Origin of the sequence: Sphaerisporangium sp. B11E5, from assembly GCF_039871875.1 — a bacterium.
Taxonomy (GTDB): domain Bacteria; phylum Actinomycetota; class Actinomycetes; order Streptosporangiales; family Streptosporangiaceae; genus Sphaerisporangium.
This window is the reverse complement of sequence record NZ_JBDPMD010000005.1, coordinates 128,690-146,602: the sequence shown is the minus strand read 5'-3', so window position 1 is coordinate 146,602 and position 17,913 is coordinate 128,690. Positions and strand designations below refer to the sequence as shown.

At 68.5% G+C, this 17,913-nt stretch carries 16 protein-coding genes; 4 read left to right on the top strand and 12 right to left on the bottom strand.

The genetic code is table 11. The features are described from left to right. Positions 1 to 163 precede the first annotated feature (163 nt). The 3 genes from ABGB17_RS07285 (at position 164) to ABGB17_RS07275 (ending at position 4,814) form a co-directional block, all read left to right on the top strand. Entirely contained in the window at positions 164 to 3,151 is a 2,988-nt protein-coding gene (locus ABGB17_RS07285) for a bacterial transcriptional activator domain-containing protein (protein WP_347627027.1), read from the top strand. 68 nt (positions 3,152 to 3,219) lie between these two features. After that, complete coding sequence (locus ABGB17_RS07280; RefSeq protein WP_347627026.1) at positions 3,220 to 3,882, top strand: hypothetical protein; 663 nt, start codon at positions 3,220 to 3,222, stop codon at positions 3,880 to 3,882. Next, on the top strand, positions 3,879 to 4,814 hold the full coding sequence (locus tag ABGB17_RS07275) for a hypothetical protein (protein WP_347627025.1): 936 nt from the start codon (positions 3,879 to 3,881) through the stop codon (positions 4,812 to 4,814). The genes ABGB17_RS07280 and ABGB17_RS07275 overlap by 4 nt, the downstream gene beginning before the upstream one ends. Before the next feature lie 27 nt (positions 4,815 to 4,841). Here the strand turns inward: ABGB17_RS07275 and ABGB17_RS07270 are convergent, their stop codons facing one another. The 10 genes from ABGB17_RS07270 to ABGB17_RS07225 form a co-directional block, all read right to left on the bottom strand. Further along, positions 4,842 to 6,464 carry a SulP family inorganic anion transporter gene (locus ABGB17_RS07270; RefSeq protein WP_347627161.1) on the bottom strand — a complete coding sequence of 541 codons (1,623 nt, stop codon included), beginning with the start codon at positions 6,462 to 6,464 and terminating at the stop codon, positions 4,842 to 4,844. Between the two features lie 68 nt (positions 6,465 to 6,532). Beyond that, positions 6,533 to 6,880 (bottom strand): metalloregulator ArsR/SmtB family transcription factor, encoded by a 348-nt coding sequence (locus ABGB17_RS07265; RefSeq protein ID WP_347627024.1) that lies wholly within the window; start codon positions 6,878 to 6,880, stop codon positions 6,533 to 6,535. Between the two features lie 152 nt (positions 6,881 to 7,032). Next, positions 7,033 to 8,034, bottom strand: coding sequence for an aminoglycoside phosphotransferase family protein (locus ABGB17_RS07260; RefSeq protein ID WP_347627023.1), 1,002 nt, complete (start codon positions 8,032 to 8,034; stop codon positions 7,033 to 7,035). A gap of 410 nt (positions 8,035 to 8,444) precedes the next feature. Continuing rightward, complete coding sequence (locus ABGB17_RS07255; RefSeq protein ID WP_347627022.1) at positions 8,445 to 8,810, bottom strand: DUF6300 family protein; 366 nt, start codon at positions 8,808 to 8,810, stop codon at positions 8,445 to 8,447. Continuing rightward, positions 8,807 to 12,391 (bottom strand): DNA polymerase III subunit alpha, encoded by a 3,585-nt coding sequence (gene dnaE, locus ABGB17_RS07250; RefSeq protein WP_347627021.1) that lies wholly within the window; start codon positions 12,389 to 12,391, stop codon positions 8,807 to 8,809. Before dnaE ends, ABGB17_RS07255 begins: the two co-directional genes overlap by 4 nt. A 161-nt stretch (positions 12,392 to 12,552) precedes the next feature. Beyond that, positions 12,553 to 12,762, bottom strand: a complete 210-nt coding sequence (locus tag ABGB17_RS07245) for a hypothetical protein (RefSeq protein ID WP_347627020.1) — start codon at positions 12,760 to 12,762, stop codon at positions 12,553 to 12,555. A gap of 40 nt (positions 12,763 to 12,802) precedes the next feature. Continuing rightward, positions 12,803 to 13,363, bottom strand: coding sequence for a hypothetical protein (locus ABGB17_RS07240; protein WP_347627019.1), 561 nt, complete (start codon positions 13,361 to 13,363; stop codon positions 12,803 to 12,805). After that, on the bottom strand, positions 13,360 to 14,013 hold the full coding sequence (locus ABGB17_RS07235; RefSeq protein WP_347627018.1) for a TIGR02466 family protein: 654 nt from the start codon (positions 14,011 to 14,013) through the stop codon (positions 13,360 to 13,362). Before ABGB17_RS07235 ends, ABGB17_RS07240 begins: the two co-directional genes overlap by 4 nt. Beyond that, positions 14,010 to 14,756 carry an HEXXH motif-containing putative peptide modification protein gene (locus ABGB17_RS07230; RefSeq protein ID WP_347627017.1) on the bottom strand — a complete coding sequence of 249 codons (747 nt, stop codon included), beginning with the start codon at positions 14,754 to 14,756 and terminating at the stop codon, positions 14,010 to 14,012. Before ABGB17_RS07230 ends, ABGB17_RS07235 begins: the two co-directional genes overlap by 4 nt. After that, positions 14,756 to 15,451: a hypothetical protein gene (locus ABGB17_RS07225; RefSeq protein WP_347627016.1), complete on the bottom strand. Its 696-nt coding sequence runs from the start codon at positions 15,449 to 15,451 to the stop codon at positions 14,756 to 14,758. Before ABGB17_RS07225 ends, ABGB17_RS07230 begins: the two co-directional genes overlap by 1 nt. A 204-nt stretch (positions 15,452 to 15,655) precedes the next feature. On the opposite strand from ABGB17_RS07225, the gene ABGB17_RS07220 reads away from it, so the two are divergent. After that, positions 15,656 to 17,011 (top strand): hypothetical protein, encoded by a 1,356-nt coding sequence (locus ABGB17_RS07220; RefSeq protein ID WP_347627015.1) that lies wholly within the window; start codon positions 15,656 to 15,658, stop codon positions 17,009 to 17,011. A gap of 112 nt (positions 17,012 to 17,123) precedes the next feature. Here ABGB17_RS07220 and ABGB17_RS07215 read toward each other — a convergent pair whose 3' ends face one another. Continuing rightward, positions 17,124 to 17,513: a hypothetical protein gene (locus ABGB17_RS07215; RefSeq protein ID WP_347627014.1), complete on the bottom strand. Its 390-nt coding sequence runs from the start codon at positions 17,511 to 17,513 to the stop codon at positions 17,124 to 17,126. After that, positions 17,510 to 17,857 carry a hypothetical protein gene (locus ABGB17_RS07210; protein WP_347627013.1) on the bottom strand — a complete coding sequence of 116 codons (348 nt, stop codon included), beginning with the start codon at positions 17,855 to 17,857 and terminating at the stop codon, positions 17,510 to 17,512. Before ABGB17_RS07210 ends, ABGB17_RS07215 begins: the two co-directional genes overlap by 4 nt. Positions 17,858 to 17,913 lie beyond the last annotated feature (56 nt).

Sequence of the window (17,913 nt, the reverse complement as noted above, 5' to 3'; positions counted from 1 at the left end):
CACCCCCCGCCCCGGCGCCGGCACCCCCGGTGCCGACATCCGCGGCGCTGGCACCCCCCGCCCCGGCGCCGGCCCCCTCGCGGGTGGGGGCCCCGGTCGCGCGGGCCGCCGAGAGGCAGGCCACCTGCCCCGCAACCGCCCACTGGACGAAGGAGGGAGAGGGATGACCGCGACACGCAGACCTCCGTCACGGCCGGTGGCGGCCGAGCGGATCAGGCATCGGCGGACGGCCGGTGACGTCGTCGCCGGTATCGCCGCGCTGATCGCGCTGGCCGGGCTCATGGGCGGCGTCCCCTACGCCCTGCTCCGGCTCACCGGGCCGCCGGTGCCCGAGACCCTGCTCAACGGCGACCTGCTGACGCGGCAGATCAGCCCCTCCACGGCCGTCGCGATCCTCGTGCTGCTGGTGTGGCTCGCCTGGGCGCAGCTCGCCGTCTGCGTGATCGTCGAGGTGTACAACGGCGTCCGCCGCATCGGCATGCCCGCACGGGTGCCGCTGTCCGGTGGCGCCCAGGCCGTGGCCAACCGGCTGGTGTCCGCCGCGCTCGCCCTGTTCACCGCCTCCGCCGTCGCGATCCCCATCAGCGGCATGGCGACCGCGCCGCCGGTCAAGCCGCCGGTCACCGTGGCCGCGCAGACCCTGCCCACCCCCGAGGGGCGGATCGCGCTGGAGGAGGTGCGGCAGGTCAAGAAGGTGTACGTCGTGCAGCCGCCGCACGGCCGTCACCACGAAAGCCTGTGGGAGATCGCCGACAAGTGCCTCGGCGACGGACGCCGGTACCCCGAGATCTACCGGCTCAACCAGCACAAGACCCAGCCCGACGGCTCACGGCTCCAGATGGCCAGCCTGATCCGCCCCGGCTGGGTGCTCGACATGCCGGACGACGCGCGAGGCGTGCACGTCGTCCCGGCGGACGAGCCGCGAGAGAAGACACTGCGCAACCACGCCGGCAAACCGGTCGAGCTGGACGGCCGCACCCAGTACGTCCCCGGCCGCGGCGTCTCCGTCGAGAGCAAGAGCGGGCCCGAGAAGAAGGGCACCGGCCAGGAGAAGGCGGGGGAGAGAGGCGGCATCGTGATGCCGCTGCCCGCCATGCCGCAGCACACCTACCACCTGCCGCCCGCCCCCAAGCCGCCCGCGGTGTCCGCCATCCCGAAGGCGCCTGGCGTCGAGGCACCCGCCACCGAGGCACCCCCCGCGAGGACCGAGGCACCCGCGGCGAGGACCGGCCCGGCCGAGGCCCAGGGCACGCGGGCCGGACGGGTCGAGGTCCCCGAGCCGCGGCACCGCCCCGACAAGCCCGTGGAGACCGGCGGCCTCGACCTCATCGACTACCTGGCAGGCGGCTCCCTGGCCGCCGCGGGCCTGCTCGTCGCGCTCGGACGCCGCCGCCGTGAGCAGCTCTGGCACCGGGCGTTCGGCCACCGCATCACCCGTCCCCGCGGCGACGCCGCCGGGGCCGAGGTCGCGCTCAGGCTCGGCTCGGACGCGCCGGGCAGCCGCATGCTGGACCACGGCCTGCGCATGCTCGGCAAGCTGCTGGCCGAGCAGGGCCGGGTGCCCCCCACCATCTACGCCGTCCATCTCTCCGCCCGCGGCCTCGACCTGTGGATCCACCCGCCGGAGCCGGACGCCCCCGAGCCGTTCGAGGCGCACGACAGCGGCCGTACGTGGCGGCTGCTCGCCCACGAGGGCCGGGCCATCGACGAGCACGCTTTGCTGGACGCCGCCGCGCCGTACCCGGGTCTGGTGTCGCTCGGCGTGACCGACGGCGGCCGGGTGCTGATCGACCTGGAGGCCGCGCAGGGGGTCATCGCCGTCACCGGGCACCGGGTGCGGGACGCGCTGGCCGCGCTGGCGGTCGAGCTGGTCACCAACCGGTGGTCCGACCAGATGCGGGTCACCCTGGTGGGCTTCGGCGACGACCTCGTCACCATCGCGCCGCACCGGGCACGTGCCGTCGGCAGCCTCGCCGAGGTGCTGCCGGAGCTGGAGGCGAGGGCCGCCGAGATGGCCGCCGCGGACGCCCAGGTGCTCACCGGCCGGGTGCACGGCGGCGCCGCCGACCCGGTGTGGCCTCCGCACTTCCTGCTGTCCGCCATCACCCCCGACGCCGGCGAGGCCGAACGGCTGGCCCGCCTCGGCCGCGCCGGGGGCCGCATGGCCGCCGGGTACGTCATCGCCGGCGAGGTGCCGCACGCCACGTGGACGTGGGAGATCACCGAGGACGGCAAGGCCAGGGTCGAGGCGCTCGGCGTCACGGTGAACGCGCAGCTCCTGCCCCGGCGTCACTACGACGCCGTGATCGACCTGTTCCGCACCGCCGGCCGTCTCGAGGGCGAGCCGGTCCGCGAGGACGAGGGCCCGCCGCGCGAGTTCACCACCTCGCCGTCGGTCACCATCCGCATCCTCGGCCCCATCGAGATCGGCCCCGTGCCCCCGTTGGAGGAGGGCCGCGCCGAGCTCGCCTGCGAGATGGCGGTGTACCTCGCGGCCCACCCCGGCGGCGTGCACCCGGTGGTGCTGGGCGGCATCCTGTGGCCCCGCGGCGTCCAGGCGGTCGTCCGCGACGCCACCATCGCCCGTGTCACCGAATGGCTCGGCACCGACAGCCAGGGCCGCCCGAACCTCCGCACCGACGACACCGGCCGCCTCCGCCTCGGGCCGGAGGTCCGCTCCGACTGGCAGTTGTTCCGCGAGCTCGTCCGCCGCTCCCACGACGACCCGAGCGCCCGCGCCGTCCTGCTGGAGAAGGCCCTCGGCCTGGTCCGCGGCCCTCTGCTGGCCGCCCGCCCGAGGTCACGCTACGCCTGGCTCGCGGCCGACGAGCTGGAGTACGAGGTGACCGCCGGCGTCGCCGACGCCGCCCACCGCCTGTGCGAGGTCCGCCTGGCCCACAACGACGCCGAGGGCGCCGTGGCGGCCGTCCGCGCCGGCCTCCTCCTGGCCGCCGACGACGAGGGCCTGTGGCGCGACCTCCTGAGAGCCGCCCACGCCACCGGAGACCCGTTGAAGCTCCGCGCCGTGGTGGACGGCCTCCACCGAAGGGCGAGCTCCCACCCCTACGGCGGCGGCATGTCCCCCGAGACCGAGGCCCTGATAGACGAACTCCTCCCCACCTGGCGCCTCCACAGCCTCCCTTCGGCCTAACAGGACCCCCATGCCCCCCACCCAAACCATGCCGATACCCGCAAACCAGTGGTTGAGCGGAGTCAGGTGTGATTAGCGTCGACACCATGCGGATGCGGGTCGTCCTGGCCGCCGTCGCGCTCCTGAGCACCGGATGCTCGGCCGCCGGCGCGGACCGCCCGTTCACCCCTGGAGGGGACGCCGCCCCGGCGACCACCGCCAACCCGGGCGCCGTCATCTCGACCCCCGAGACGAAGACCATCCAGGCGGGCCGGGACCTGACCGTCCAGGTCGAATCCCCGGCGGGCCTCACCCAGGCCCAGCAGGCGATCGTCGAAGCCTTCACCACCGGCTACGTCAGCTCATGGAAGGCCGTGACCTCCCAGGGCGAGGACGACGCCTACCTCAAGGCGGCCGAGGAACAGGCCGCGAGGGACAGCTACACCTGGGTGCGCGGCTTCGTGAACCGGGGAAGATCGGCCGCCGGCACCGCCAAGCTCTACTCCATCCAGGTCGCCTCCGTCTCGGGACGAGGCGCCGAGGTGGACGCCTGCGTGGACGAGTCCGCCGTCCAGGTCACCGACGCGGACACCGGCCAGGCGATACCGGACCAACCCGACTGGACCAAACCCCCCACCGCCGTCTACCTCCAGATAGCCGCCCTCCGCAGAGGCGACGACGGCCGGTGGCGGGTGAAGGCGTACATGCACGCCACCTACCCCCACCAGCGTGCGAAGGAGTGCCGCCGATGAGAGCACTACTCCTGTCGTTGGCGTTGACCGCCACCACCCTGGCGGCCGCCCCCGGAGACGACCCCGGCGGCCCGCGCGGCGAGAGCTTCGGTGACGGCCGCACCCGAGGCGTCATCCTCCGCAACTCCAAGATCGTCATAAGCGGCAACGGCCTGGGCGGCAAGGCCGACGGCTACCGCGTCCAGCGTCCCTGCTGGTACGAGCCCGGTGACGACGCCGGCGACATGCTCAAGCGCCAGGAGGACGTCCGCGACTACTGGTTCCACACCAACCCCGACGGCACCTCCGAGGACTTCGACAAGTTCCTGAAGCAGTACAAGGACAAGGTCGGCCAGGACGGCCGCTGGTGGACCCCCGCGTACAACGCCGCCGACCCGAACGGCCTGGCCTGCTGGTCCGGCCTCCAGGGCGCCGTCTGGGTCCCCACCGGTCAGACCCCGCCCGCCGGCATCACCCTGGCCGAGCTGTACCAACTGGCCAGGGCCGCCCTCACGGTCCCCGAGCCCGTCATCAACCTCAGCCCCGACGCCAAGAGCTACGTCAACCTCCCCACCTGGGTCTGGCTCACCGGCGTCGGCGCCACCACCCGCTCCGTCACCGCCGAACTCCCCGGCGTCATGTCGGCCACGGTGACGGCCACCCTGTCCCGCATCGACATCGACGCCGGCACCACAGGCAACCGCGCCGAAGTCAGGGAGAACTGCGGCCCCACCGGCCACCCCTACGTCAAGGGCGGCACCTGGACCTGCGGCGTCCGCTACCTGAGATCCTCCGCCGACCGCCCGGAGGACGCCTACCAGCTGACCGTCACCACCACCTGGCCGGTGACCGGAGGCGGCGGCTTCACCTTCGACCCGGTGGTGGTCGACGCCGCCCGCCAGGTCCCGGTCGGCGAGGTCCAGACGACGGTCCGCGAGGGCACCTCCGGCTGACGGCGCCTGGTCCCCCGGAAGGGTCGATCATCTCGCGGGTGCGGGCAGGACACCCGTGCGGTGCAGGAGGTCGCGGGCCGCGGCGATGGCTTCCGGGGTGCTGGGGAAGACATGGCCGGCCTCGTCGAGGCTCGCGATGACCCCCAGGGCGTGCAGGGGTTTGTGGTGGTCGTCCTGGATGCCGGAGACGAGGACGGTGATGCCGCGGCTCTGCAGGCGGGTGATGGCGTCGCCGAGCACCAGGGCGCCGGTGGCGTCGATCGTGGTGACCCGGGACATGCGGAGGATCACCACCGAGACGCTGGTGACCTCGGCGAGTTCCAGGAGGAAGCGGTGGGCGGCGGCGAAGAACAGGGGGCCGTCCAGGCGGTAGGCGACGATGTGCTCGGCGAGGAGGGCGTGTTCCTCCTCGGCGTGGTCGCCGTGCAGGTCGGGGCGGATGGGCATCTCGTCGAGGCGGACGTTGCGGGCGATGGCGCGCAGGGTCAGGGCGCCGGCGGTGACGAGGCCGAGGATGACGGCCTGGACCAGGTCGAGGGCCAGGGTGGCGGCGGCGGTGAGGACCAGCACGGCGGCGTCGCCGCGGGTGGAGCGGAGCATCGCCTTGACGGACCCGGCCTCGACCATGCGGATCGAGGTGGCCAGCAGGACTCCCGCCAGGGCGGCCAGCGGGATGCGGGCGACCAGGCCGGCGGCGGTGTACACGATCACCGTGAGGACGCCGGCGTGGGCCAGGGCGGCCAGGCGGGAGGAGGCGCCGGCGCGGACGTTGACCGCGGTGCGGGCGATGGCCCCGGTGGCCGGCACGCCGCCGAACAAGGGGGTGACGAGGTTGGCCAGGCCCTGGCCGAACAGCTCGCGGTCGGGGTCGTGGCGGTGGTTGACGCTCATGCCGTCGGCCACGGCCGCCGACAGCAGCGACTCCAGCGCGGCCAGGGCGGCGACCGCGACCGCCGGGGCAAGCAGCGACGTCAGCGCGCCGAGGTCGAGGAAGCCCAGTGACGGGACGGGCAGGGACGCCGGCAGGTCGCCGATGCGCGCCACCGGGATGTCCGCGACGTGCGCCACGAGGGTGGCCGCGGCCACCGCCAGCAAGGAGAACGGCACGGTGGGCCACCGCCGGGCCCCGGCCAGCATCACCGCGGCCACCGCCAGCGTGATGGACGGCGCCTGCCATCCCGGCCGTTCGAGGAAGTCGCGCGCGGCCTCCCACGCCACCACGAGCACCTTGTCGCCGTCAGGGGTGGCCACGCCGAGCGCGGCCGGCACCTGCTGCAGCGCGATCACGCAGGCGATGCCGATGGTGAAGCCCTCCACCACCGGGGCGGGCACCAAGGCCATGTACCGGCCCGCGCGGGCCAGGGCCAGCCCGATCAGCAGCAGCCCGGCCAGCACCCCCACCATGAGCACCCCGGACGCCCCGTGCGCGTGCATGATCGGCACCAGCACCACGGTCATCGCGCCGGTCGGCCCCGACACCTGGAGGCCCGAGCCGCCGAACACCGCCGCGATCGCCCCCGCGACCACCGCGGTGGCGAGGCCCGCCGCGGCCCCCATGCCCGAGGAGATGCCGAACCCCAGTGCCAGCGGCAGTGCGACGATCGCCACGGTGAGCCCGGCCAGCAGGTCGCGGCGCGGATGGCGGCCCATCGCGGCCAGTTGCCCGCGGACCGGCAGCACCGAGCGCACCCTGGACCAGCCCGAGGAGAGGGGCGCCGTCACCGTGTGCCGTTCTCCACCCGGTCTTGCAGCAGCTCGCTCAGCAGTTCGCTCTGCCCGGACAGCTTCTGCGTGAGCAGCCGCCGGGCCGCGCGCAGCAACTCGGCGACATCACCGCCGGCCAGCTCGTAGACCATGCTGGAGCCGTCACGGTGGGCGACCACCATGCCCGAGCGGCGCAGCACCGCCAGATGCTGCGACAACCCGGTGGGCTCCACCTCGATGGCGGCCAGCAGATCGCGTACCGGCCGCGGCCCTTGCTGGAGCAGCTCCAGCACCCGGATGCGCACGGGGTGGCCGAGCAGCCGGAACAGCTCCGCCTTGGCCTCGTACAGCGGCACCGACATGACGCGATCGTCCCCTCCGTCTGGATCAGCGGCTCCATTATGTCGCCACTTGCGAATTATCGCAATTCATGAGGTGCTGCATGGCCGGCCGAAGGTGAGCGATCCCCATTCCGCTGTCCGCATGGCGAGACGTGCTACCGGAATACGGGACGTCAGACTTCTGTGAGGGCCGCCAGGGTTCTGGCCTCGTTCATGACTCTCGCCGGGCCGCTGCGGTAACCGTGCGCTACGCCCCAGAGGGCTGCTTCCACACGGCGGGCCACGGCCCAGGCCGGCAGGCGCCGGGGGTCCTCGCCCACGGCGTCGGCCACGAGGGCGAACCGGGTGCTCAGGACGCGCGGTGGGTCAGGGTGACGGAAGGGGTCGTCGATCTGTTCCAGCAGCGGCCACGGGTCGTAGGCGGGGTCGCCGACCATGGGTTTCGCGTCGATGGTGAGCCAGGGCCGGCGACGGGCGGCGAGGACGTTGCCGGGGTTGAAGTCGCCGTGGAGCACGGCGGTGCGGGACGCGGTCGCGGGGAGAGTGCGCAGGAGGGCCGCGCCGTGGGCGACGAGACCGGGGTCGAAACCAGGGCGTAGGCGGTCCATCCGGGTCTCCACCACGTCGGCCCATTCGGCGGTGACGGCGCCGAGAGGTTCCAGGAGGGTGCCGGACGGCGGGGGGCACCACAACTGGTTCAGGAGGGCGGCGCCGATCAGCAGGCGCTCCTCGGCGGGGAGGTGGTCGGCGGCCCCCAAAGGCGAGCCGGGGTCGCAGCGCTCCAGGAGCAACGCGTACGCCTGCGGGTCGTCGCGCAGGACGCGCACCGCGCCGTTCCCGTCCCAGAGACGAAGAGCCTCGCCCTCACCGGCGGCTTCCCGGTGGGGCCAGCAGACCTTGAGGACGGCGGACGCGCCGTCATGCAGCCGGACAGGGGCCACCCAGGAGCAGCTCCCGCCGTGATACGGCCGGCCAAGGCGCAGGGACCAGCGGTCCCGGAGCCCGGCCACCAGGCGCGGCAGCCCGGCCAGCCACTCGCGGGCGTCCTCCCGGCGGCTCAGCGTCGCGATGACGGGGAGCGAGGGCGGGAACAGGTCTGCGAGGTCCTCGTCCTGCAGTGCCCGAGGCGGTGTGAGGTCTGGAGTGCTCTCGGGCAATGGTTCTCGCGACATCATCCTCGGCACCTCGCGCAACTTCGGGGGGTCCAGGGTAGGCGCCGCGCGTGGCGCGCCTCGATGGGGTTTTCTGTGCGCTGCGCGGCGCTTGACCAGGCGGCCACGGATGTCGCGAACATCCGCCCAGACCGAATACACGCCATCAGACGGGTCGCTGTGTGCGATCCCGCCGTGGCGGACGAGGTCAAGGCGATGGGCAGCCGTACCAACGCGTGCTCGCCCGGTGCCTGGCCGCCGCCATCCTCCCCATCCCCTACATCCAGAGCCCTTGCGAGAAAACGTCATTGGCGGCCCGAAGACGGGATATGATCCCACGTTCACCGCAGGTTTAATCACAAATCGGAGCTGAATCCCTGAGCGTCCCGACGGCCTGGCGTGGTCGACATACCCAGAAACACTCCTATTCAGATCTAAAGTTCACCTTTTCGCCATGCTAGGAATTCTGCGTCGAGTGCTGTTGTGTCTAGAGCAGGCACTTTCGCGACGGATGTCCACGCATGTACTAGCTCGGCAACCTCCATCAGGTTCTCTCCGGTGATCTCGCTGTTTACGGTGAACCAAGCGATGAGGGCGCCTGCCTCGGCTTGGTCGATGTCGCAATGTGAACATAGAACGACAATAGACGTCCCCTTGGCGAGTTCGCCGCGAATGTTGATCAAATTATGTGGGACCTGCGCGGATAGTATGCCTTCCCTCCCGCAACGTCCGCACTCGGGAGGATGATTGGACAGGACCACTTCGATCTCATGGGTGCCTGAGGGCGCATCGTCTGTCATGGCATCATCAGGGCATTCGGCCCCAATAGGACCTTGATGTCCCCAGCGAACGCTCCGTTGTTGACGTCGACCGCGTAGTCTGGCAGGGCCACAAGTTGGATCTTGCGATTGAGGCGTTCCACGCGGAGGCGGACGGGAGTTTCGCCCGGGTGTGCCACGAGGATCCGTTTCAGCTCAAGTACGAGTTCTTTGTTTATTCGTTCCTCGCGAAGAGAAATGACGATGGGCTCGCGTCCATCCTCCTGGACGCTGCTGATGTCCAGGAAGGCGATGTCAGTGGCGTTGAACGAAATGGTTGCCTCTTCGCCGTCGCCGCGCGAACGGATGCGGCCCGTAACCGAGACGACCAGGTCAGGTGCCAGATTTGTGCCGTACAGTTGATACGTTTGCGGGAAGCAGGGTACCTCGATGGACGCGTCGTAGTCCTCGATCTTGAGGATGGCCCAGACATCACCCTTCTTGGTGACCTTTTTGTCGACACCCGAGATGATGCCTGCGATGCGTACGTTTCCGAACTCGGTCTGTCGGTCCAGAACTTGGGCGATGCTCAAGTCGCGATTGCGTTCAATGATGCGTTCCGCGCCGTTGAGTGGATGATCTGAGACGTAGAGTCCGAGCATCTCTCGTTCGAAGGAGAGCTTGACCTTTTTCTCCCATTCTCCTTCGGGAATGGGAACATGAAAGACGCTGTCGTTCTCGTCGTCGTCGCCGAAGGCGCCGAACAGGGAGTCCTGACCTAGTGCTTCCTTGCGCTTCACGTCGATGACTGCGTCCACAGCCTGATCATGGATCTGAATGAGACCCTTACGTGTGTGCCCGAGTCCGTCGAACGCGCCGGCCTTGATGAGCGACTCAATGGTCCTTTTGTTGCAGACCACCTGCGGAACTTTCCGCAGAAAATCATTGAAGTCGCTGAAATTGCCCTTTTGTGCACGAGCCGAGATGATGCCGTTGATGGCGTTCTCCCCGACGTTCTGAACGGCACCGAGGCCGAACCGAACGTCTTCGCCGACGGCACTGAAACGTAGTCCCGACTCGTTGACATCGGGGGGAAGGACCTTCACCTTCATGCGACGGCACTCAGCAAGGTAAAGCGCCATCCTGTCCTTGTTCGTGCCGACCGACGTGAGCAAGGCGGCCATGTACTCTGCCGGGTAGTTCGCCTTCAGGTAAGCGGTCCAGTAGGAGACCAGCCCGTAGCCGGCGGTGTGGGACTTGTTGAATCCGTAGGAGCTGAATGGTTCGAGGACATCCCAGACGGCCTTGGCGGCCTCCTTGGTGTACCCCTTGCCGACCATGCCCGAGGAGAAGGTCGCCCACTGCTTGTCCATCTCCTCCTTCTTTTTCTTGCCCATGGCCCGGCGCAGGATGTCGGCGCCTCCCAGGGTGTATCCGGCCAATTGCTGGGCGATGGCCATGACCTGCTCCTGATAGACCACCAGGTGGTATGTCGTGCCCAGGATCGGATCCAGCGCCTCCTTGAGCGTGGGATGGATCGGTGTGATCTCCTGCTGCCCGGCTTTGCGCAGCGCGTAGTTGGTGTGGGCGTTGGCCCCCATGGGCCCGGGACGGCCGAGTGCCAGGACCGACGAGATGTCTTCGAATCGAGCCGGGGCGATCAGCTTGGTGAGATCGCGCATCATGGAACTGTCCAGCTGGAAGACCCCTAGAGTGTCGCCACGAGCCAGCAGTTCGTAGGTCTTCTTGTCGTCCAGGGACAGGCTGAGCATGTCGAGGTCGATACCGCGGTTGTCCTTCACGTTCTGCACGGCGTCACCGATGACGGTGAGGTTGCGCAAACCGAGGAAGTCCATCTTCAGCGCGCCCATGTTTTCTGAGCTCGGTCCGTCGAATCCGGTGATGCGGGCACCGTCGTCGGGGCGCATGAAGATCGGCATAACGTCGATCAAGGGCTGGGAGGAGAGAATGACGCCTGCGGCGTGCACACCGGTTCCTCTTGTCAGCCCTTCCAGACCAAGCGCGGTATCGATGATTTTCTTGACGTCCGCGTCCTCTGCGTACAGATTCCGCAGTTCGGTCGCTTCGGCGTACCGAGGGTGTTTCTCGTCGAAGATCCCGGTGAGAGGAATCTCCTTGCCCATGACCGCCGGTGGAAAGGCCTTGGTGATCTTTTCGCCCACCGGGAACGGGTAGCCGAGTACGCGTGCCGCGTCCTTTACCGCCGCCTTCGACTTGATCGTCATATAGGTGATGATCAGGGAGACGTTGTCCTCGCCATATCGCTCGGTGACATAACGGATCATGTCACCGCGCCGGCGCTCGTCGAAGTCGAGGTCGACATCGGGCATGGAGATGCGTTCGGGGTTGAGGAACCGCTCGAACAGAAGGGAATGCTCGATGGGGTCCAATTCGGTGATGCCGGTGACATAGGCGACCATGGAGCCTGTGGCCGACCCTCGGCCCGGACCGAGCCAGATGCCGTTGTCACGGGCGTATCGGCAGATGTCCGCGACGACGAGGAAGTAGCCTGGGAAGCCCATGCTCTCGATGACGCCGAGTTCGTAGTCGATCCGTTCCATCACATGGGCGGGCACGGGATCGCCATATCGGTGGATCGCGCCACGATAGGACTCCTTGCGCAGCCAGCTCATCTCAGTCTCCCCTTCGGGGACCGGGAACTTGGCGGCAAGGTCGCGATGTGCGAACACCTCGTCGTAGGGCTCGACGCGTTCAGCGACCAACAGGGTGTTCCTGCACCCGTCGGCCCATACGTCGGAGTTCGGGTCCAGTGCTCGCATCTCGTCGGCGGAACGCACGTAGTAGCCGCTGCCCGAGAATCGGAACCTGGTCGGGTCGCTCAACAGGGAGTTCGTGCCGACGCAGAGCAGGGCATCGTGCGCTGTGGCCTGGTCCTCGGTCACGTAGTGGGAGTCGTTGGTGACCAGGGGCGGGATGTCCAGGGTCTTTCCGATCCGCAACAGGTCGTCACGGACGGCGGTTTCGATCGGGATCCCCCCATGATCCATGATCTCCAGGAAATAATTGTCCCGTCCGAAGATCTCCTGGTACTTGGCGGCATGCTCCAGCGCTTTGTCGAACTGGCCGAGCCGAAGCCGGGTCTGGACGGCGCCCGAGGGGCAGCCGGTCGTGGCGATGATCCCCTCGTGGTACTGCTCGAAGAGCTCGTCGTCCATGCGGGGGTACTTCTTCATGTGGCCTTCCAGGGAGGCCAGTGATGAGATCTTGAACAGGTTGCGCAGTCCTTGGGCGTTGACCGCCCACATGGTCTTGTGCAGATATGTGCCGCTCGCTGAGACGTCGCCGCCCAGTCCGGTACGTTCGTCGGACTTGCGCTGGTGGGGCTCGCCCCAGAACACGGGCCGCTTGTAGTGACGTGACTCCGGGCTGACGTAGCCCTCGATCCCGATGATCGGTTTCACTCCGGCGGCTTTGACCTTCGCCTGGAACTCATAGGCTCCGAACAGATTTCCGTGGTCGCTCATGGCGATCGCCGGCATGCCCAGCTCGGCCGCTCGCGCGGCCAGCTTGTTGATCTTCGCCGCGCCGTCCAACATCGAGTACTCAGTGTGAACATGCAGGTGAACGAACGAATCAGCCACAGGGGATCTTGGCCTTTCCTCGTGGGGTTGGCGGTGACGCAACTCTATCGAGGGACTGGTGTGGCTGGTCGAGCATGCTGGAAAGGTGTGGTTGCCGGGGCGGCGGCACACTGCGAAGGGCCCCGCGCCTGGCGACGCGGGGCCCGGTGACGCCGAGCCGGTCAGCCGGTGACGGTCTCCAGGGTCACGGTGGTGGCGGCACGCAGGGCGAAATTGTCCTGCATACCCTTGTCGCAGGCGGTCTCGGGCGCGATGAGACCCTTGCGGGTGGCGTCCAGGAAGGCCGCGGTGTCGTCCGGGTCCAGGCCGAGTCCGAGGCCGGGTCCTTCCAGACGCAGGCTCGTGGCGGCTCTCTCGTTGGGCTGGGACATGTGTTGTTCCTCTCTGCGCGTTCTAAGCGACCCAGTGGGATCACTGGGAGCAGGTGGCCACGGCCATGACAAGTGACTGGCCGTGTTCCAAGGGGACGACCGAATGGGTCAGCCAGCCGGGGGCGACGGTCAAGGCGCCGGGCACCGGCCGGACGAGGATCTGCCGGCCCCAGGGAAGGCCCGGCATGGCGGTGAGATCGCTGCCCGCCCGGGGGTCGGCAAGGGACAGACAGCCCGACTCGGCGGTCGAGTGGACGGCCGTCGCCAGCAGGCAGCACCAGCCGATGTAGGCGGAGACATCGGCGGCGGCGGGGATCCCATGGCCCTCTCGCCAGCCCTGTACCTCGATCCGCACCGAGCTGACCGGTTCCGCGCGGTCCGCACGGGCTATGGCGTTCATCGCGGCCAGGAACACGCCACTCAGCTTCACCTCGTCGGAGATGAACCGGGTGGCGTTCACCTTCTCGAACGCGGGCCCCGTCTCGGGCAGGTTCACGTCGGGCGGGACGATGTCCCGCAGGTCGGTGGAGTCGACGACGACGGTGGTGCCCCAGAGGAACCTGACCGGCTCGACGGGCAGAGGCGCAAGGAGGGTCGTCATCTCATCCCCGTCCAGTCCTTGTCGTAGGCCACGTTCCACGCGACGCAGATGCGTCGGCCGCCGCCGGTGAGAGTGGCCTGTACCGAGTGCGGTAGCCAGCCGGGGAAGGCGACCATTCGGCCAGGCGTCGGCTCGACACGGAATACGCCCTCGGAGGCGGCCCTGGCGATCGCGGCCGGTCGTGGGTCGAGCAGTTGCAGATATCCCGCGTCTCCCGATCCACCGCCGTCACCAGACTCGACGTAGTAGACGCCGGACCAGGCGGAGTCGTGATGGGTGTGCGGGCGCAGGCTTCCACCCTCGGCGTACACGACGGACCATGCCTCCGCGATCACAGCCTGGGTGACCTCGTCGGCGGCGTCACCGAGTACTGCCCTGGTGAGTGCGGACACCGCATCCATGATCTGCCGCTTGAGCCAGTCGACCGCCGGATGTTCCCAGCTGAGGATGTCCTGGTTCGCCTTGGTCGCCGAGATGACGCCGAAGTTCGATGCTTCCGGGTCGGTCAGAGTGCGACGGACTATGAGGTCGCGCAAGGTCACATTGATCTCGGCGGCGCCGGGAAGGTCCGACATGTACAGAGGGCTTCGCCACAGAGACATCGGTTTGAGTCCGATGCCCTGATGGGTGGGTGCGATGGCGCGGCTCAAACGGCCTCCTTCAGGAGACGGGCGATAGACCGCCCGATATCGGTAAGTTCGTCGGCGATCTGGTCAAGCAAAGCCAGGCATTCCATTCGATAGCCCGACAGCCTCGTCATGCGGCCGTCCGGGGCGTCTCCGGCACTGACATAGAGGCGATTCAGAACAGCCGCCACATGGACGGCTCCCAGGACCTCGGACGGTGATCTCCCGGTCGTCCCGGAGGGCAAGGTGAACAGAGACGGAGAGGGGCGTTCCAGGCGCCACAACTCTTCGATGAGATATAGCCATTGATGAGCCAGCTCGTGCGTGATCTGCTCGCGCAGCTCGATCGCGGTTGTGAAGGCGTCATCGGCGAGAAGGATGTGCTGCGGCCAGGCTCTGGATGATGCGGAGATCGCGCCATTCGCCGGTCGCAGGCAGGCGTACCTGATCGGGAGCGTTGTGAGTGGTGCCCATGGAGGAATCAGTGACGCAAGCTCTTGAAGGGCCGTCGTCACCTTGCTCTTCTGCTCGGCGGTCAATGGGACGGCCGGCATCGACGGTCCGCCAGCCAGGAGGAGCACTGCGGAAGGGCCGAGCCATGACTCGATGGGCCGGCCAGGGTTACGGGTTCTCATTCCTTCACGCTGGGCGGTGACATGGCGGGCCGCAGCGACGGCGGCCATGAGCCGCTTGGCCGTGAAGCCGTCGTCCAGGAATGGCATGCCATTCAGTAGGGCCAGAGGATCGGACAGGTCGTACGCAGTCATCAGCGGGAGGCCTCCGGTGCGAGCTCGTGTGCGATCAGTGCCGGATGAAGATCAAGCGGTTGGACGTCCACGTTGACCGCGATGAGTCCGGCGCCGGATCGCCGCCCCACCTGTAGGCAGGGAAGGGGCCAGACGGCGTCCGGGTCGGGGGTCCAATAGCGCTCCGGCGGACTTGGCATCGCAGCGAAGATCGCCGCGTCACAACCTCGTCCGTCATAGGAGTCGAACGAGAACCGGGCATGGCCGATGTCGAAGTCGTCGACGAGAACGATTCCTCGGCGGATGGCGGCGAGCTCGGCGTCCAGAGGCCATCTGGCCTCCCAATGCGCGTCCAGATAGAAAAGGGGGCATTCATATAGCCCGCTGACGGCGCTCACTATTCCGGGAGAGTCGGCACAGGATACTACGACGTTGGTGCGACCCGCCGATTCCAGGCGGTGACGGGTGAACAGCGCATACTCAGGAACTATGTCACAGCTGTAGACCGGTATATCTGGATAGCGGGTCCCGAGATATGTCGTAGTGTCACCAAGGAAACATCCTGTCTCCACGACGGCGTCGCATCGGTAGCTTGCCAGCAGGTCATCCACGAGCATGGCGCGTGTTATGTCGAACCCGAACGGGCCGCCTCCGCCCGACAGGCGGATGGCGCCCGCACGTTCCACACGGTAGAAGACATTGAGCGTCTCTTCCACACGATCATCCATCGCATTGCTTTCCGTCTCTGGATCGGCCGGAATTCGTCCTCGGGGAAATGAAAGCTCGGTAGGCGCCGGATCGCCAGGGGCCGGCCGTAGTCTTCAGCCGTAAGGCGTAGTCTCTTGCGTCAAAGTCATTGGCCGCGGGTTCCGCATGCGAGATGGTTGTTTCGCCGGCCATTCGCACCAGGGAGCAGCCTGATGACGAGATCGCTCGATCGGCACCCACTTGCGATCCTGCGCGGTGAACTCGGCCTTTCGATGGCCGGGTACGCGCGTGAACTGGACGCGGTACATCGATCGCTGGGATTAGGGGCGCTGGCGCACCAGCGGCAGAAGATCTATCGCTGGGAGGCAGGTCACGCGGTACCCGAGCCGTCGGCCCAGCAGGCGATGGCGGTGCTCCACGGTGTGCCTCTGTCGGTGCTGCGGACGATGCCGTGGCCGGACTGGCTGGGCACGGCGTGCGATGGAACGAAAGGGGCTCACACTTACGGGGATCAAGCGGCTACCGTGGAGGTGCTGACCGATCTCGCAGTGGGAGGCCCGGTGGACCGGCGTGAGTTCCTGATCATGACGTCGGCGGCGATGGGCTCTTCGGTCACTGGTTGGCAGGACGCCGTGGACGCGATGACCCGGCCGCTGTCCACAGGTCGGCGGCAGATCACTGCTGCGATGGTGGATCTCTTGGACCGCCGGCTGGACCACCTGCGCCACCTGGACGACGCCGTGGGCAGCTCACAGCTCCGCAATCTGGCGAGCGCCGAATTCACCTTCATCGTCGGTCTGCTCAAGGACGCCCGTTTCGACGAGGCGACGGGCCGGCGGCTGTACGCCGCCGCGGCCGAGACGGCCCGGTGTTGCGCCTGGGTGCATTTCGATGACGGTTTCCACGCCCAAGCCGAGCGCTATTTCGACGCCTCACTCCGCGCGTCCGCCACGGCGGGCGACGCACTCACGGGTGCTTACGCTCTCTCGTTCCGGGCGATCCAGCAGTATACGGTCGGGGATCCACTGGACGCCGTCGCCTTGATCGAGGCGGCGCGGGTCCAGACGAAATCCAAGGCGACCCCGCGCTTTCGTGCGATGCTCGCCGCGCGTGCCGCCCGCTCGCTCTCCAAGGCGGGGGATCGGCGCGGCTGCGCCCGGGCCTTGCACGAAGCCCGAGATCTGCTCGGCAGGGGGCCGCACACAGACGACCCGCCGTACCTCTACTGGGTCGGCCTGGGTGAGGTGGAGATGATCGCCGGATCCTCCGCACTGGATCTCGGTGACCCGAGAGAGGCGATCGCCCGCTTCCACGACGCGATCACGGCGAACTACGCGGGCGACGACCAGTATCCACGAACTCACGCCATCTACCTGGTGCGCACCGCGGACGCGCATCTGGCACTCAGCGATCTGGATCAGGCGATCAGCGTCGCCGAGCACGCGGTGCGCTGTCTGGGTGGAGTCGACTCCGCGCGGTCGACCGCGGCGTTGTCCGAGCTCAGGGGAAAGCTCACCAGGCACCGGCATGTGCCTCTCGTGAAGGGCTTTCTCGAACTCACCGCCTGAACGGGGCCGAGAAGAGCGCCTTGGGATCCCTGTGCGAGGCGGGGTACGGGGCCGCAGATCTCCGCGACGCCGACCGTCCCGTTCCTGGCCGGATGGTCGAGGTCGTGGCCGCTCAGGTGGTGGGCCGCGTCGCGCCGCCGCTGGTCTCGGTGGCCGGTGGCGTGCCGCGGGTGGCGATGCTGCGGGCCGACAGGGACGGGGCCGTGACGGGACGGGTCTCGAGAGGCATGCCGTCGGGCTGCTGGATCAGGTACCAGGCGCCGCCGTCGCCGGGGACGTCGACGACGGTGACGGTGGCGATCAGCCGGCCGGCGCGGTAGACGTCCAGTTCCGGTGGGAGGAGGAGGGGGCGGGGGTGCCAGCCGTACATGTGGAGGTGGAGGCGTTCGACCATCCGGCCGCGCAGGTCGTGGGACGCCAGTTCCTCGCGCAGGGCCAGGAGGGCTTGGCGGTGGGTCTCCGCGCGGTCCTCGGGCATGCCGAAGAGCAACAGGCCGGTCATGACCGGGGCCACCTCCCGCCGTGCTGCTCGTGGCCGGTCGCCGTGGCGGCGTGGTGTCCCGGTGGGGCGGCGGCCGAGAAGGGGGCCTCCGCCTGGCGTATCAAGGTGCGGAGTTCCTCCGGGGTGGTCGCCTCGATGAGCGGCTCGGTGACGGCAGGTGTGCGGGCGATGGCGTAGAAGCGGCGGTGGTACGGGCCGTACAGGACCAGCCAGGCGGGTTCGAGGAAGTCGAGATGTGCCGCCCTGGCCTTCTGCGGCATGTCCCATTCGTGGTGAGGCGTCCGGGAGGCCGGACGGCCGTGGCGGTGCCGTCCGATGGGTGGGCGTCCCGTGGGGGTGGGCATGGGTCGTACTCCTGATCGACTCAAAGGGAAGTTCCCGAACTGACGTTGCGTAAGCG